This is a genomic window from Candidatus Microbacterium phytovorans (genome assembly GCA_029202445.1).
In the GTDB taxonomy this organism is placed as follows: domain Bacteria; phylum Actinomycetota; class Actinomycetes; order Actinomycetales; family Microbacteriaceae; genus Microbacterium; species Microbacterium phytovorans.
The window spans coordinates 238,783-252,043 of record CP119321.1 but is presented as its reverse complement, the minus strand read 5'-3'; the positions used below and the strand labels follow the sequence as shown (position 1 = coordinate 252,043).

18 protein-coding genes are annotated in these 13,261 nt (G+C 69.9%); 10 read left to right on the top strand and 8 right to left on the bottom strand.

Translation table 11 applies throughout. The annotated features are described in order from the left end of the window. Positions 1-58: 58 nt before the first annotated feature. The 6 genes from P0Y48_01150 (at position 59) to P0Y48_01125 (ending at position 4,718) form a co-directional block, all read left to right on the top strand. The gene (locus tag P0Y48_01150) at positions 59-958 is read left to right on the top strand and encodes a diacylglycerol kinase (protein ID WEK13852.1); all 900 of its coding nucleotides are present in this window, start codon (positions 59-61) and stop codon (positions 956-958) included. Between the two features lie 122 nt (positions 959-1,080). After that, positions 1,081-1,386 carry a hypothetical protein gene (locus P0Y48_01145; protein ID WEK13851.1) on the top strand — a complete coding sequence of 102 codons (306 nt, stop codon included), beginning with the start codon at positions 1,081-1,083 and terminating at the stop codon, positions 1,384-1,386. After that, the gene (locus P0Y48_01140) at positions 1,386-2,639 is read left to right on the top strand and encodes a hypothetical protein (protein ID WEK13850.1); all 1,254 of its coding nucleotides are present in this window, start codon (positions 1,386-1,388) and stop codon (positions 2,637-2,639) included. Before P0Y48_01145 ends, P0Y48_01140 begins: the two co-directional genes overlap by 1 nt. Positions 2,640-2,655: 16 nt before the next feature. Further along, positions 2,656-3,291 (top strand): hypothetical protein, encoded by a 636-nt coding sequence (locus tag P0Y48_01135; GenBank protein ID WEK13849.1) that lies wholly within the window; start codon positions 2,656-2,658, stop codon positions 3,289-3,291. Next, entirely contained in the window at positions 3,284-3,868 is a 585-nt protein-coding gene (locus P0Y48_01130) for a hypothetical protein (GenBank protein WEK13848.1), read from the top strand. The genes P0Y48_01135 and P0Y48_01130 overlap by 8 nt, the downstream gene beginning before the upstream one ends. Continuing rightward, complete coding sequence (locus P0Y48_01125; GenBank protein ID WEK13847.1) at positions 3,861-4,718, top strand: hypothetical protein; 858 nt, start codon at positions 3,861-3,863, stop codon at positions 4,716-4,718. Before P0Y48_01130 ends, P0Y48_01125 begins: the two co-directional genes overlap by 8 nt. Before the next feature lie 3 nt (positions 4,719-4,721). Here the strand turns inward: P0Y48_01125 and P0Y48_01120 are convergent, their stop codons facing one another. Both P0Y48_01120 and P0Y48_01115 read right to left on the bottom strand, forming a co-directional pair. Then, on the bottom strand, positions 4,722-4,967 hold the full coding sequence (locus tag P0Y48_01120) for a zf-HC2 domain-containing protein (GenBank protein ID WEK13846.1): 246 nt from the start codon (positions 4,965-4,967) through the stop codon (positions 4,722-4,724). Next, entirely contained in the window at positions 4,964-5,641 is a 678-nt protein-coding gene (locus P0Y48_01115) for a sigma-70 family RNA polymerase sigma factor (GenBank protein ID WEK13845.1), read from the bottom strand. Before P0Y48_01115 ends, P0Y48_01120 begins: the two co-directional genes overlap by 4 nt. Positions 5,642-5,700: 59 nt before the next feature. Between P0Y48_01115 and aroA the strand changes: the two genes are divergently transcribed. Genes aroA through bcp form a run of 3 tightly spaced genes read left to right on the top strand, consistent with a single transcriptional unit; the run spans position 5,701 to position 8,585 of the window. Continuing rightward, positions 5,701-7,053, top strand: a complete 1,353-nt coding sequence (gene aroA, locus P0Y48_01110) for a 3-phosphoshikimate 1-carboxyvinyltransferase (protein ID WEK13844.1) — start codon at positions 5,701-5,703, stop codon at positions 7,051-7,053. 16 nt (positions 7,054-7,069) lie between these two features. Continuing rightward, entirely contained in the window at positions 7,070-8,107 is a 1,038-nt protein-coding gene (gene rsgA / locus P0Y48_01105; protein WEK13843.1) for a ribosome small subunit-dependent GTPase A, read from the top strand. 13 nt (positions 8,108-8,120) lie between these two features. After that, a complete protein-coding gene (gene bcp, locus P0Y48_01100) occupies positions 8,121-8,585 on the top strand; it encodes a thioredoxin-dependent thiol peroxidase (GenBank protein WEK13842.1) in 465 nt (154 codons plus the stop codon). Here bcp and P0Y48_01095 read toward each other — a convergent pair. Further along, positions 8,568-8,981, bottom strand: coding sequence for a histidine kinase (locus tag P0Y48_01095; GenBank protein ID WEK13841.1), 414 nt, complete (start codon positions 8,979-8,981; stop codon positions 8,568-8,570). The genes bcp and P0Y48_01095 overlap by 18 nt on opposite strands. Positions 8,982-9,235: 254 nt before the next feature. On the opposite strand from P0Y48_01095, the gene P0Y48_01090 reads away from it, so the two are divergent. Next, entirely contained in the window at positions 9,236-9,484 is a 249-nt protein-coding gene (locus tag P0Y48_01090) for a WhiB family transcriptional regulator (GenBank protein WEK13840.1), read from the top strand. Positions 9,485-9,590: 106 nt separating this feature from the next. On the opposite strand, the gene P0Y48_01085 is transcribed toward P0Y48_01090, so the two are convergent. From P0Y48_01085 to P0Y48_01065, 5 genes are all read right to left on the bottom strand, one after another. Continuing rightward, positions 9,591-10,736 carry an ABC transporter permease gene (locus P0Y48_01085; GenBank protein ID WEK13839.1) on the bottom strand — a complete coding sequence of 382 codons (1,146 nt, stop codon included), beginning with the start codon at positions 10,734-10,736 and terminating at the stop codon, positions 9,591-9,593. Then, positions 10,733-11,449, bottom strand: a complete 717-nt coding sequence (locus tag P0Y48_01080) for an ABC transporter ATP-binding protein (GenBank protein ID WEK13838.1) — start codon at positions 11,447-11,449, stop codon at positions 10,733-10,735. The genes P0Y48_01085 and P0Y48_01080 overlap by 4 nt, the downstream gene beginning before the upstream one ends. After that, a complete protein-coding gene (locus P0Y48_01075) occupies positions 11,446-12,330 on the bottom strand; it encodes a hypothetical protein (GenBank protein ID WEK13837.1) in 885 nt (294 codons plus the stop codon). Before P0Y48_01075 ends, P0Y48_01080 begins: the two co-directional genes overlap by 4 nt. Next, positions 12,327-12,734 (bottom strand): hypothetical protein, encoded by a 408-nt coding sequence (locus P0Y48_01070; protein WEK13836.1) that lies wholly within the window; start codon positions 12,732-12,734, stop codon positions 12,327-12,329. The genes P0Y48_01075 and P0Y48_01070 overlap by 4 nt, the downstream gene beginning before the upstream one ends. Before the next feature lie 95 nt (positions 12,735-12,829). After that, positions 12,830-13,228, bottom strand: a complete 399-nt coding sequence (locus tag P0Y48_01065) for a hypothetical protein (protein WEK13835.1) — start codon at positions 13,226-13,228, stop codon at positions 12,830-12,832. Positions 13,229-13,261: the final 33 nt, after the last annotated feature.

Below are 13,261 nucleotides of genomic sequence, written 5' to 3'. Positions count from 1 at the left end.
TCGGTGCGGAATCCTGCCAGCACCCGACCGCGACGCACCCGAGAGAACAGGTACGGCGATGGACGTCGCACTGCTCGTCAACCCCGCCGCGCGCGCCGGTGCGCACACCGTCGTCGTGGACGAGGTCACCGCCCGCCTCCGAGCCCACGGCATCCGGGTAGCGGTGATCTCCGGCGGGAGCGCCGCCGACTCCTCCACGCTGCTGCGGGCCGCGCTCGACGTCGGGACGGATGCCGTGCTCGTCGCGGGCGGAGACGGAACGGTGAACCTCGCGATCCAGGAGCTCGCCGGCACCGACACGCCCTTGGGGATCGTCCCGGTCGGCACGGGCAACGACTTCGCCGCCGCGCTCGGTTTGCGCGAGCTGCGCGCGGAGGCGACTGCCGCGGCCGTCATCGCGGGCCGCACCCGGCGGGTCGACCTGGCCCGCGCGACGCGGGCGGACGGCTCCTCGCGGCTGTACGCGACCGTGCTGGCCGCGGGCTTCGACTCGAAGGTGAACGACCGGGCCAACGGCATGACGTGGCCTCGAGGGCACTCCCGCTACGACATCGCCGTCCTCATCGAGTTCCTGCGGCTGCGCGACCTCCCGTTCCGCGTCGAACTCGAGGACGCCGACGGCGACGTGGAGGTGCTCGACGGTCCGCTCGTGCTGGCATCCGTGGGGAACGGTCCGACGTACGGGGGCGGTATCCGCATCTGTCCCGAGGCAATGCTCGACGACGGTCTCTTGGACGTGACGCTGGTGCGTCCCGCCGGCCGCCTGCGGCTGCTGCGCCTCCTTCCCCGCGTCTATCGCGGCACGCACGCATCGTCGCCCGACGTCGTGATGCGTCGCGCCCGCGCCGTGCGCCTCGACGCACCGGCGCTCACCGCCTACGCGGACGGCGATCCCCTGGGCGCCCTCCCGGTGCGGGTGGATGCCGTTCCCGGCGCGCTCACCGTGTTCACCGCGTGAGGCCGACCCTCCCCGGACGGGAACCCTCGGGCCAGGGAACCTCGGACAGCGAAGTGGGGAGTTCTCCCCATGGCGGCCTGCGGCCCCGTCCCTAGGATGGAAACGACCGGGGAGGTGCACTCATGGCTGGAGACGGCGTCGACATTCCGCTCGACTCGATGGCGGAGCTGAGCGAGGCGCTCGGCGCGATCATCGCCGAGTATCAGAATGCGTCTTCGCAGACGAACACGTTGACCGAGGCGATCTCGCGGCCGCAGGGACGCGGTTCGCTGCAGTCGGCCGCCGAGGACTTCGAGGCGAAGTGGGACGACAAGCGCGAGACGCAGCGCCGCCACCTCGAAGAGATGAAGAAGCGGCTCGACGACGCCCGGGACAACTGGGCCGAAGCAGACGCCGAACTCGCCCGCAGCATGGAGGCATCCGAGTAATGGGACACGACGGCTACTGGTACCAGCGCGAGAACATGCCGGCCACCGCCGGCGGCCGCGACATCGAGCAGATCGTGGGCGAGCCGTCCCGCATCCTCAGCCGCGGCGAGAACATCGTCGAGCAGGGCGAGATGATGCGCTCCGCGGCCCGCACTCTGGAGATGTTCGCCGACGGAACGATCGGCAGCGGCGAATCGTTCGAGGCAGTGCGCGAACAGGCCAAGGAGGTCTACGCCGATCTCCGGACGGCCGGAGAGCGCTATCTGCCGAGCGGACGCGCCCTGGTTCGCTATGCGGGCGCCCTCGAGACGGTCCAGTCGGAGACCGACGGGCTCGTGACCCGTGCCGCCTCGGCCTGGGAGCGCGTCAACGACACCTCCCGCGCCCTCTCCGCGGCCGAAGGCGACCAGCAGCAGTGGGACTTCAACGACGACCACGAGGTGGAGCAGTCCGGGAGCCGTCCCAGCAGCGCCGCCGAGCAGTCCTCGTTCGACTCCGCGCTGCAGACGTTCGAGACGTACCGCGCGCAGTACGACGCGCCCGTCGCCCGCTGGGAAGCGGTGTACGACTCGACGCTGTCCAGCCTGCAGGGCGCGAACGAGGACGGCGTGTCCGACGGATTCTGGGACGACGCGATGCCGTTCGTCGAGGGTCTGCTCACCGTGCTCATGTGGGTGGGTGTCGCGCTCATCATCGTCGCTTTCGTCGTCACCGGCCCGCTCGCCGCCATCGCCGCAGCCCTTGCTGTGATCGTCGGCGTCATCTCCCTGCTCGGCGAGATCGCACGACTGTCCACCGGCCGCGGGAGCTGGCAGGAAGTGGCGCTCTCCGCCGTCGCGATCCTCCCCTTCGGCAAGCTCGCCGGGCTCGGCAGACTCGGCTCGTTCGCCTCCGCCGGGGCGCGGTTCCCCCGCCTGTCGGGAACGGTCCGCCTCTTCGGTTCGGAGTTCGTCGATGCGCGCAATGCGTTCCGCGCCCTGGACTCGGTGCTCGCGAACCGGATGCCGCAACTGTTCGTGCGCGGCACGCCGCACGGCCTGAACACGCGCAACATGTTCCGCCTGTTCTACTCGCCGGTGATGGTCAAGGAGACCTTCGCCCTGACGGGAAGCTGGGGCAACGGCTGGCGCGCCCTGGCGGGGTTCGCTCCCGGGCGGATGCCGCAGACGCTCACCGAAGCGCTGGGCGGCGCGGCGCAGGTCTACGCGACCGTCATGCCGACCGTCGTCAGCGTGGCCAAGTCGTTCGACTGACCCGCCTAGAATCGGGATGCCGTCCCCTCCCCACGATCGGAGCACCGTGTCTTTGCGCGCTGAACTGGTCGAGCCGACCGCCGGGATGCCCGGCTTCGCGCTCGTCCTTCCCTTGGGCTGGGGGTCTTTCGATCCCGAGCCGGTGGCGCTGCGCGCCATCGCGGAGCAGTCACTGGGGCGGCTCTCCGCTGCCCAGCGGACGGCGCTACGGCCGATGCTCGACGAGGTGTTCGCCGCGGCGAACCGCGGCGTCGGCGACGCGATCCGCCTGTTCGCGCAGCAGGACGTGCCCGAGAGCGACTTCTTGCCGGTCTCGATCGTCGCGGCGCGCATGGACGCTCCCGGCGGGCGGAGCCTTGCCGAAGCCGGACGCCACCTCATGGCGACGCGCGGGGCCGCGCCTCTGGACGAGGCGGGGACGATCCTCCGCTGGACGCAGACATCGACCGCCGGGTTCTCGGAGGGCGCTGCCGAAATCCTCACCATCAACTACCTGCTGCCCGCTCCCGACAGCGACCGCCGCGGTCTGCTGTTCCAGGCGAGCATCCTCGCCTCCGCCGCAGGCACGACGGTCGATCCGACCGGTGTCGCGACGATGACCGCCCTGTGCGACGCGATCGTGGCCACCGTCCGCTGGAAGCGCGATGCCTGAGCTGTCCGTCGAAGCCGACCCTCGCCTGTGGTCGGTGGTGCCGCTGGAGTCCGAGGCCGAGCCATGGCTGCGGGCGCTCCTGGAAGGCCGGACCGACGAGCAGCAGGCTCGGATCCTCCTCGCCGCCGACCTCGCCGTGACCGCCCGCGAAGCGGCGCCCGACTCGCTGGTGCTCCTGCTGTGCGAACCCGTGTCGGGTCTCTATGCGACGCTGGGCTTCCTCGTCACGGAGGCGCCCGCGTTCCGCGATGCCGCCCGCGCGGAGGAACTCGCCCTCACGCTGACCCCCTCACCGTGGCCGCCGACGACGACCCCGTTCACGGCCGGGGCGGTCTCGGGCTGGCGGGTCACGGTCCTGTTCTCCGACGAGGACGCCGCGTCCGACGAGCAGACCACCGATGGTGCCGACGCGTCGCCGGTCACGCCGCTCGGCTGGGTGCGTACCACGTACGTTCTCGATCTCGACGATCGACTCGTCGTGGGGCAGCTGTCGCCGCTGGCCCCCGAGGCGGGCGCCGTAGCCCTGGCGCTCACCGAGCAGCTCCTTCCGACACTCGAGATGGATCACCGTGGCTGACTCCCCGATCACCGCCCGCGCCGCGGCGGTGCGCGACGACCTCATCGCGCCGGCGACCGCCAGCCGCGAACTGATCGAGTACTCCGTGCTGGGCGTCGCCGGGCTGGGCGACGTACGCGAGCGCCTCGTGGCCGACTCCAACGCGGTGGCCGCGCGCGCTCGCCGACGTGTGACCCAGCTGCTGACCGAACGCCACGGCGGACGTCGCCCCCAGCTCAGCGGCTGGCACTCCCTGCTCGTGTTCCTGCTGACCTTCGCCTCCGCCGCGCCGCTCGCGCTCCTCGGCTCGCTCCGTCTCGGGGCCGACGGACTCGAGACGCCCGCGGCGATCGTCGCGCTGGTCGTCGGCATCCTGCAGGTGCTCGTGGCGCTCGCCGTCTTCAGCAAACCGGTGCCGCGCAGCACGCTCTTCCAGTCGCAGGTCTCGGCGGCGCTCGCCGTGGCCGGCGCGGTGTTCGGCGCGTCCGTGACCTCGGGCGGCCTCCCGGTCCTGTTCCTCGTCGGCGCGGCGGGTTCGGTGATCGCGCTCGTCGCCTACCACTTCGGTCGCCGCGACCGTGACGCGCGTCAGCGCATCGACGACGCGTTGGAGACGGCGTTCCTCGACGTCAGCGCCGAAGTGGCCGCCGAGCGCGCGCGTCTCCAGGAGGAACTTGCTCGCGAGCTCTCCGAGCGGCGCGTCGACGTCGACGGCATCCGGGCGCTGCGTTCGGCCTCGATCGCGCTGCTGCGCGAGGCGGGCAACCCTGCGGTCGACGACGACCCGGCGTCCCTGCCGGGCACCTACCTCATCGCGGGGCACACGAGCGCGTGGCTGCCGCCGACGCACCGCGACCGCGGGGTCGCCTGACGGTCAGTGGTGGGTGGCCTGCTCGGCGCGCAGCCGGCTCAGCACCTGGTCGCGCAGCTGTTCCGGCGCGGTCTCCTTGCAGGCGCGCGCAAGCACGGCCGTGAGGGTCGTCGCCACGAGGGCCTCCTCCCGGCAGGCAGGACAGTTCTCGAGATGCTCGCGAATGTCGGCGTGCTGGGTCTTGCACACCTCGTTGCGCAGGTACTCCTCGAGGTCTTTCCTCGCCTTGTCGCAGCCGCAGTCGCTCATTTCTTGCTCCTCGTGGCGGGCACGTCGATGCCGCGCTCTTTCGCATAGTCGGCAAGGAGGTCACGCAGCATGCGCCTGCCACGGTGCAGGCGGCTCATGACGGTGCCGATGGGGGTTTTCATGATGTCCGCGATCTCCTGATACGCGAAGCCTTCGACGTCGGCGAGGTAGACCGCGAGTCGGAAGTCCTCGGGGATCTGCTGCAGCGCGTCTTTGACCGCCGACGCCGGCATGTGGTCGATCGCCTCGGCCTCGGCAGAGCGCGTGCTCGTCGCCGTGGTCGACTCCGCACCGCCCAGCTGCCAGTCCTCGAGGTCGTCGATCGTGCCCTGGAAGGGCTCACGCTGCTTCTTGCGGTACGTGTTGATGTACGTGTTGGTCAGGATGCGGTACAGCCACGCCTTGAGGTTCGTCCCCTGCGTGAACGAGGCCCAGGAGCCGAAGGCCTTGACGAAGGTCTCCTGCACGAGGTCGGCCGCGTCGGCGGGGTTGCGCGTCATCCGCATCGCGGCGGCGTAGAGCTGGTCCATGAACGGGAGCGCCTGCTCCTCGAACTGGGCGCTGGGGTCCTGGGGGGCCTCGGGGGTCTGCGGATCGATCGCCGCCTCGTGTTCCATCAGGCGCCAGTCTACGTCGCCGAGCACGTCGAACACGGGGGGAAGGGTGGCGATCATGGCGCTCCTCACTGTGCTCTCACTCGGGGTACGACGACGGTTCGTTAGGGTAGAACCCGATGACTGCGTCCGGGTATTCCCAGCTCTCCCCCAGCGACGGGGCCACAGCCCCGGTCGCCGCGTGGCCCGCGCCCACGACGGAGGCGCCCGTGCACGCGACGGTGACCGTCCCGGGCTCCAAATCCCTCACCAATCGCAAGCTGGTGCTGGCCGCTCTCGCCGACGGGCCGAGCACCCTCGCCGCTCCCCTGCACTCGGACGATTCGGCCCGCATGATCGAGGCGCTCCGCACGCTCGGCGTAGAGATCGAGGAGCTTCCTCCCACCGGGCCCTACGGTCCCGACCTGCACATCACCCCTCCCGCGGCGTTCCGCGGCGACGTCGTGATCGACTGCGGACAGGCGGGCACCGTGATGCGCTTCATCGCGCCGCTGGCAGGTCTCGCGCACGGCGACGTGACGATCACCGCGCACGAGAGCGCCCTCCACCGTCCCATGGGCGTCATGATCAAGGCGCTGCGAGAACTGGGCGTCGACATCGACGACGGCGGCAACTGGGCGCTGCCGTTCACCATCAAGGGCCGCGGACACATCCGCGGGGGCGAAGTCACGATCGACGCGAGCACGTCGAGTCAGTTCGTCTCGGGCCTGCTGCTGGCCGCCCCGCGCTACGACGTCGGCCTGCACCTCCTCCACTCCGGCGCCCGGCTTCCGAGCGTGCCGCACATCGACATGACCGTCGAGGCCCTCGCCCGGCGCGGCGTGCACGTCGAGCACGAGAACCCGCACGAGTGGCTCGTGCCCGCCGGGGCCCCGCGCGGCCGGGATGCCATGGTCGAGCCCGATCTGTCGAACGCCGCCCCGTTCCTGGCCGCCGCCATCCTCACCGGCGGCGCCGTGACGATCCCGGGCTGGCCCGCCACCTCCACCCAGCCGGGCGCTCTCCTCACCGAGATCCTCACACTCATGGGCGCGCGCGCGTCGCGCCGCGGCGGCGCACTCACGGTGGCCGCGGGCGACCGCATCGCCGGCGTCGACCTCGACCTCACCGCCGCGAGCGAGCTCACGCCGACGCTGTTCGCGCTCGCCGCTTTCGCCGACGCTCCGTCGACCCTCCACGGCATCGGCCACATCCGCGGGCACGAGACCGACCGCATCGCCGCTCTGGTCTCCAACCTGCGGGCGATCGGCGGCGACGCCGAAGAGCTGCCCGACGGCATCCGCATCACCCCGGCTCCCCTGCACGGTGGTCTCTGGAAGGCCCACCACGACCACCGGATCGCGACCGCCGGCGCCGTCATCGGCCTGCGCGTGCCGGGCGTCGAGGTCGACGACATCGGCACCACCGCGAAGACGATGCCCGAGTTCCCGCAGCTGTGGCACGCCATGCTGCAGGCAGACGGCGTCTCGTGAGCGGTCGGGTCGCCCGATGAGCTGGCTGGACGACATCGACGACGACGAGTCCGACTTCGACGAGTCGTCCATCCGCATGCGGCCCAACCCGAAGGCCAACCGGCCTCGCACCAAGCGGCGACCCGCGCACGCCGACGCGCAGATCGCCCGCGTGCTGGGCGTCGACCGTGGGCGGTACACCGTCCTGGTCGACGAGGACGGTCCGACCGAGCACACCGTGTCGGCGACGCGTGCCCGAGAGCTGCGCAAGCAGCCGATCGTGACCGGCGACCGGGCGCGCGTCGTCGGCGACGTGACCGGCGACGAAGGCACGCTCGGCCGCATCGTGGGCATCGAGGAGCGCACCTCGCTCCTGCGCCGCAGCGCGGACGACACCGATCAGGTGGAGCGGGTGATCGTCGCCAACGCCGATCAGATGCTCGTCGTCGTCGCCGCAGCCGACCCCGAGCCGCGACCGCGACTCGTCGACCGATACCTCATCGCCGCGCTGGATGCCGGCATCCGACCTCTGCTCGTGGTCACCAAGACGGACCTCGCCGACCCGGCGGCCTTCCTCGGCCACTTCGAAGGGCTGGACGACCTCGAGGTGTTCACGAGCGGTCACGGCGACATGCCCGTCGAACGAATCGGGGAACGACTCGTCGGACATTCCACGGTCTTCGTCGGACATTCGGGCGTGGGCAAGTCGACGCTGGTCAACGCTCTCGTGCCCGACGCGGCGCGGGCGACGGGCCACGTCAACGAAGTCACCGGACGCGGACGCCACACCTCCAGTTCGACGGTGTCGCTGCGCTACACCGGCCGAGACGGCAAGGGGTGGGTCATCGATACGCCGGGGGTGCGGTCCTTCGGTCTGGGTCACGTCGACCCCGCCAACATCTTGAAGGCGTTCACCGACCTCGCCGCACTCGCGGAAGAGTGTCCTCGCGGGTGCACGCACTTGCCGGATGCCCCCGACTGCGCGATCGTCGAAGCCGTCGCCGAAGGGCGGCTCGGGGATCGGGGCGCCGCGCGTCTGGACTCCCTGCAACGCCTGCTCGCCACCTTCGCCTGACTAGGCTGGAGGCATGACGCGCCTCGACATCGGCTCCCCCGCTCCCGCTTTCACGCTCGTCGACCAGGACGAGCGGACGGTGTCGCTCAGCGACTACCGCGGCGGGCGCGTGATCTTGTTCTTCTACCCGGCGGCGATGACTCCGGGATGCACGACCGAGGCTTGCGACTTCCGCGACAGCATCGCGCCGTTGCAGGCGGCCGGATACACGGTCCTCGGCATCTCGCGTGACGAGCCCGCCACGCTGCGCGAGTTCCGCACCCGCGATGCGCTTCCGTACGACCTGCTCAGCGATCCCGACCACAGCGTGCACGACGCCTACGGCGCGTGGGGCGAGAAGACCAACTACGGCAAGACGGTCGAGGGCGTCATCCGCTCGACGTTCGTGATCGGCCCCGACGGCGACATCGAGCACGCGCTCTACAACGTGAAGGCCACGGGGCACGTGGCCCGCATCCGCTCACTCCTCGACGTCTGACCCCGCCGCTTCGCCCGCCCGCAGCCGGCGGCCCGCTGCACGTGCGCTCGCGACGAGCGCCGTGAGCACGGCGATCGCAGGGACGGCTACCGCGAGGGCGAAGGCGGGTTGCGGGTTCTCCCCCGACAGCGCGCCCACGGCGACGGCGAGAGCCAGGAGCTGAGCGACGATGCCGCCGCTGCGTCCCCACGAACCGCCGCGCCACACCGCTGCACCGAACGCCATGAGGGCCACGGCACCGATCGCGGTGAGGACGATGAGCGCCGTCGAGCTGCTCACGGAATCGGTGTCGCCCGTGACGAGCGCGACGATCTCCCAGCCCGCCAGCACGAACAGCGCGAGGCCTTCGAGCACGAGCGCGACCGCGGCGAACCGCTCCACAGGGGTGGTGGACATCGTTCCCGCGACTCCTCGGAAGTATCAGTATCCCGCCGCGTCACGGCATCCGTCTTGGAGGCTACGCACAGCAAACTGGTCTGGAAATGCCATGTTCACCCTTGATTCACCTGCCGACGCATGGGACGATTGATGAAGCGTGTGCTCCCACAGCGCAGTGGGGCGAGCAAGAGCTCGCACACTTCCAGGGTAATCGACGTCGACCCGGCGAACGACCCACCCGAACTTCATCCCGCATCAAGGAGCACCACACCATGGATTGGCGCGACAAAGCCGCCTGCCTGACCGTCGACCCGGAACTCTTCTTCCCCGTCGGCAACACCGGCCCCGCCGTCGACCAGATCGAGAAGGCGAAGACCGTCTGCGCTCGATGCACGGTCACCGAGATCTGCCTGCAGTACGCCCTCGAATCCGGTCAGGACTCGGGTGTCTGGGGCGGGCTTTCCGAAGACGAGCGCCGCGCGCTGAAGCGACGCGCTGCTCGCGCCCGCCGCGCTTCCTGACGTCGACTGAGCCTCCCGCGGATGCCATCGTCATCCTGCGCGGAGGCTCAGTTCGTGTCGTGCGCCATGCTCGGAGTGTCGCTCACGTCGCCCCGCTCGCGACCGATCAGAGGCGCATGATCGTCGACATCGGGAGACGCCACATCCGTGCCACCGGCGCGATGTTGCCGACCGCGGCGGCGAGTGCGCCGACGCCGAGTCCGAGCACGGCGGCATCTGCGGGGTAGCTCGAGGCTGCCGTGTCGGGGAGAGTCGCCATCGCCGAGACCATGGCCGGGTGCGCGAGAACCGAGACGGCGACGGCGGCGATAGCGGCCACCCCCGCGACGACCTGCGATTCGATCACCATCGCCCACGCGAGTGCCGAACGCGGCATGCCGAGGGCGCGTCGCAGCGAGAGCTCCCACGCGCGTTCGCGTGACCGGGACAGGCCGATGTTCAGGATGCCGACGGTCAGCGACAGCACGCTGAAGATCCCGACCACGATGAACGAGATGGTCGTCGCGGCCAGCTCGGCGGCGAGTTCGGCCAGCGTGTCTGTGCGCTCGACGCGATCGACGAGCGTGGTCTCTGCGATGCTCTCGATGCCGGAGAGCACGTCGCGAGCGGCGCCGGCGTCGAGATCCGGATGCGAGACCGTCAGGAGAGACTCGCGATCCGTGTGGAGCGCCGCCGTGTCGGCGTGTTGATCCAGCCGAAGGTAGACGCCCGGGTCGCGGGAACCGTCGTCGACGATCCCGCGGATCACGATGGGCTCACCGGCATCCGTGTGGATGACCGCACCGACGCCGACGTCGAGGACGGATGCCGCGCGATTGATCACCCCCGTCGACACGAGCGATTCGGTGTCGTCCAGCCACGCGCCGTCGATCACCGGCCATCGACGCACGGTCTGCAGGTCGCGCGAGGTCAGCACGACCTGCGCTTCGAGCATCTGGCGCGGCTCGGCGATGACCAGGGCTGGTGTGCGCACGATAGGTGCCACGGCGACACGGTCGGGCATCCGTCTCTCGAGTTGGGCGGCCAGACGATCCACGTCTTCCGGGGTCGCCGGGGCGCGCAGGTAGGCGGTGATCGTCACTCGATGGCCGCGTTCGAGCGTGGATTGATGCTCGATCGTCCGCGCCATCGTGGTCGACGCTCCGGCCACGGTGACGATGCCGACGAGACCCAGGAGGAGCGTGGCGACCGTGAGGAGGTGTCCGCGGATGTGACCGCGAAGCAGCTGTCCGGCCAGCCGCAGAGTCTTCACGTGCTCTCCCCTCGGAGCCTCTGCGCCCTCCGACCCCGGGGGGCGGTGACGTCACGCAGGCGACCGTCGACGAGCTCTGTGACGGTGTCCATCTGTGCGGCCACGGCCGCGTCGTGCGTCACGACGAGCAGAGCGCAGTCGCGTTCCCGGGTGGCGTCGCGGAGGAGGCGGAGCACCTCGGCTGCTGTCGTTTCGTCGAGTGAGCCCGTGGGTTCGTCGGCGAGGAGGAGGTCGGGCTCGCACGCGAGCGCCCGGGCGATGGCGACACGCTGCTGCTCGCCGCCGGAGAGCTGTCGCGGTCGGCGGCGCCGCAGCGCTGCGAGGCCGAGTTCGTCGAGGAGCTCTTCGGCCCTCCCCTGGCGTTGTCGTCTCGTCAGGGTGCCGGCGGCATCCATCGGCACCGTGACGTTCTCTGCGGCCGTGAGGTAGTCGATCAGGCGGAAGTTCTGAAACACGAACCCGAGTCGGCGTGCGCGAAGCACCGCACGATCCCGCTCCCCGAGGGCTTCGACACGCTGCCCCCACAGCCATCGCTCCCCCTCGGTGAGGTCGTCGAGGAGTCCGAGTATCGACAGCAGCGTGCTCTTGCCGCTCCCGGATCGTCCGATCACGGCGAGCGATTCGCCTCGGGAGATCGTCAGGTTCGCGGCGTCGAGCACCGGCCGGCCGCCGACGACCTTGGTGCCCTGCACCAGTCGGAGAACGTCGGTCATTCGAGGAGGCTCGGGCTCGGGATCAGCACTTCGTCGCCCTCGCGCAGGCCGTCGACGATTTCCACGAGGTACCCGTTCGATCCGCCGAGGGTCACGTCGCGCTCGACGACTTCGTCGCCGTCCTTCACCGAGACTCGCGCACGATCGACCGTTCCGGCGATCGCCTCCAACGGCAGCGACAGGACATTGTCATGGGTGGCAAGGGTGACGACGAGCTGCCCGCTCATCCCGGCGATGACCCGCACCGTCTCGGGGACCGCGCAGGCGAGGAACGAACTGCCCTCTTCTACGACGGACGGGTCGGTGGAACTCGGCACCGGGTCCACGAGGTCGCAGTCGAACGGGCCGGAGGAGCCGCGTACTTCGCCCGCCGCTCTTACCGGAGAGCCGCCCTTCGTCGACCCGCCCGTGGACGCTGTCAGCCGCAGCAGATGCTCCCCCGTGACCGAGGCTCGCAGGGCGAACCCCTCGTGCACCGCCTCAGCGAGAGGAAGCCCGGCGACCACCTCGGTTCCGGGTTCGACGAGAAGGGTCTCGATCCGGGCATCTCCACCGACGGCGAGAATTCGACCGGACTCGGGCTGCACGAACAGCGCACCGTCGCGTTCGACGAGGGTGCCGGATGCCGGAGCCGTCACCTGGAAGGCCATGCCCGCCACCACGGTCGCCGGCAGGGAGAGGACGGTGTCGAACGTGCGCCGCTCGACCGTCTCGATCATGACCGTCGCCCCGGCCGGCTCGTCGTCTGCGTACGGGTCCGGCGGCGGCGGAGCCGTACACGCGGCGAGGAGACCGCTCAGGAGCAGCGAGGCGGCCGCGGCAAGGGCGCCGCCTCGGACGGGCTGGCGGGAGCCCTCCGGACCATGTGACCGGACGGTCATCGTGAGTCCACGTGGCAGCCCACGGCGAAGTCCCTCATCGACCTCAAGTCGCCCTTTCGCGCACCGCCGAGCACCTCGAGTTCCCACATCCGGCCAGGATCTTCGTAGTAGAGGCGGCGGAACTCCGAATCGAGAGCGGCCTCGGACTCCAGCACATCCAGCGCTTCCTCTGCCTGTTCCCCGACACCGCCTGCATCGAGTACCTGAACCATCCACGCGCACTCCCAATACAGATACGCCTGAACGAGACCTGATCCGCGCTCGTAGAGCTCTGTCGTTGACGGATCGGTGACGATCTGGCTTTCCAGCGGCGGATGGGTGTCCACGTCCTCCGGGAATGGGAGGTCGTCCGGAAAGTTCTCCAGCGTCCGGTCATACTCCTCCCGCATCTCGTCGTACGACATGAAGCCTTCCTGGACGGGCGCGTCGGGGCTGCACGCGACGAGCGGTGACGCGAGCAGGACGACAGCACTAGCTCTACCGAGACTTCTGACACGCATCAGGACTCACCGTCGCAACCGACGGCGAAGTCTCTCAGCAGCCCGAGGTCGCCCTGTCGAGCGCTCCGGAGAACCTGGTTCTCCCACACGCCGCTGGAGTCGTCGAAGTGTCTCGCACGCATCTCGGAATCGAGCGCCGACTCCAGCATGTCCAGACCCTGATCGGCTTTCCTTCCCTTGCCCTCAGCAGCCAACACCTGCAGCATCCATGTGCACTCCCAGTACACGTAGGCCTGTCCCGAACCGGAACCTACTTCGAAGAGGTCGGTGGTTTCCGGATCCGTGACGATCTGGCTCTCGAGCGCTGGATGAGTGTCGACACCCTCTGGGAACGGGAGCTCGGCGGGAAAGTTCTCCAGCGTCCGGTCATACTCGTCGCGCATCTCTTCGTACGACATGAAGCCCTCCTGCGTAGGAGCTTCTGGGGAACA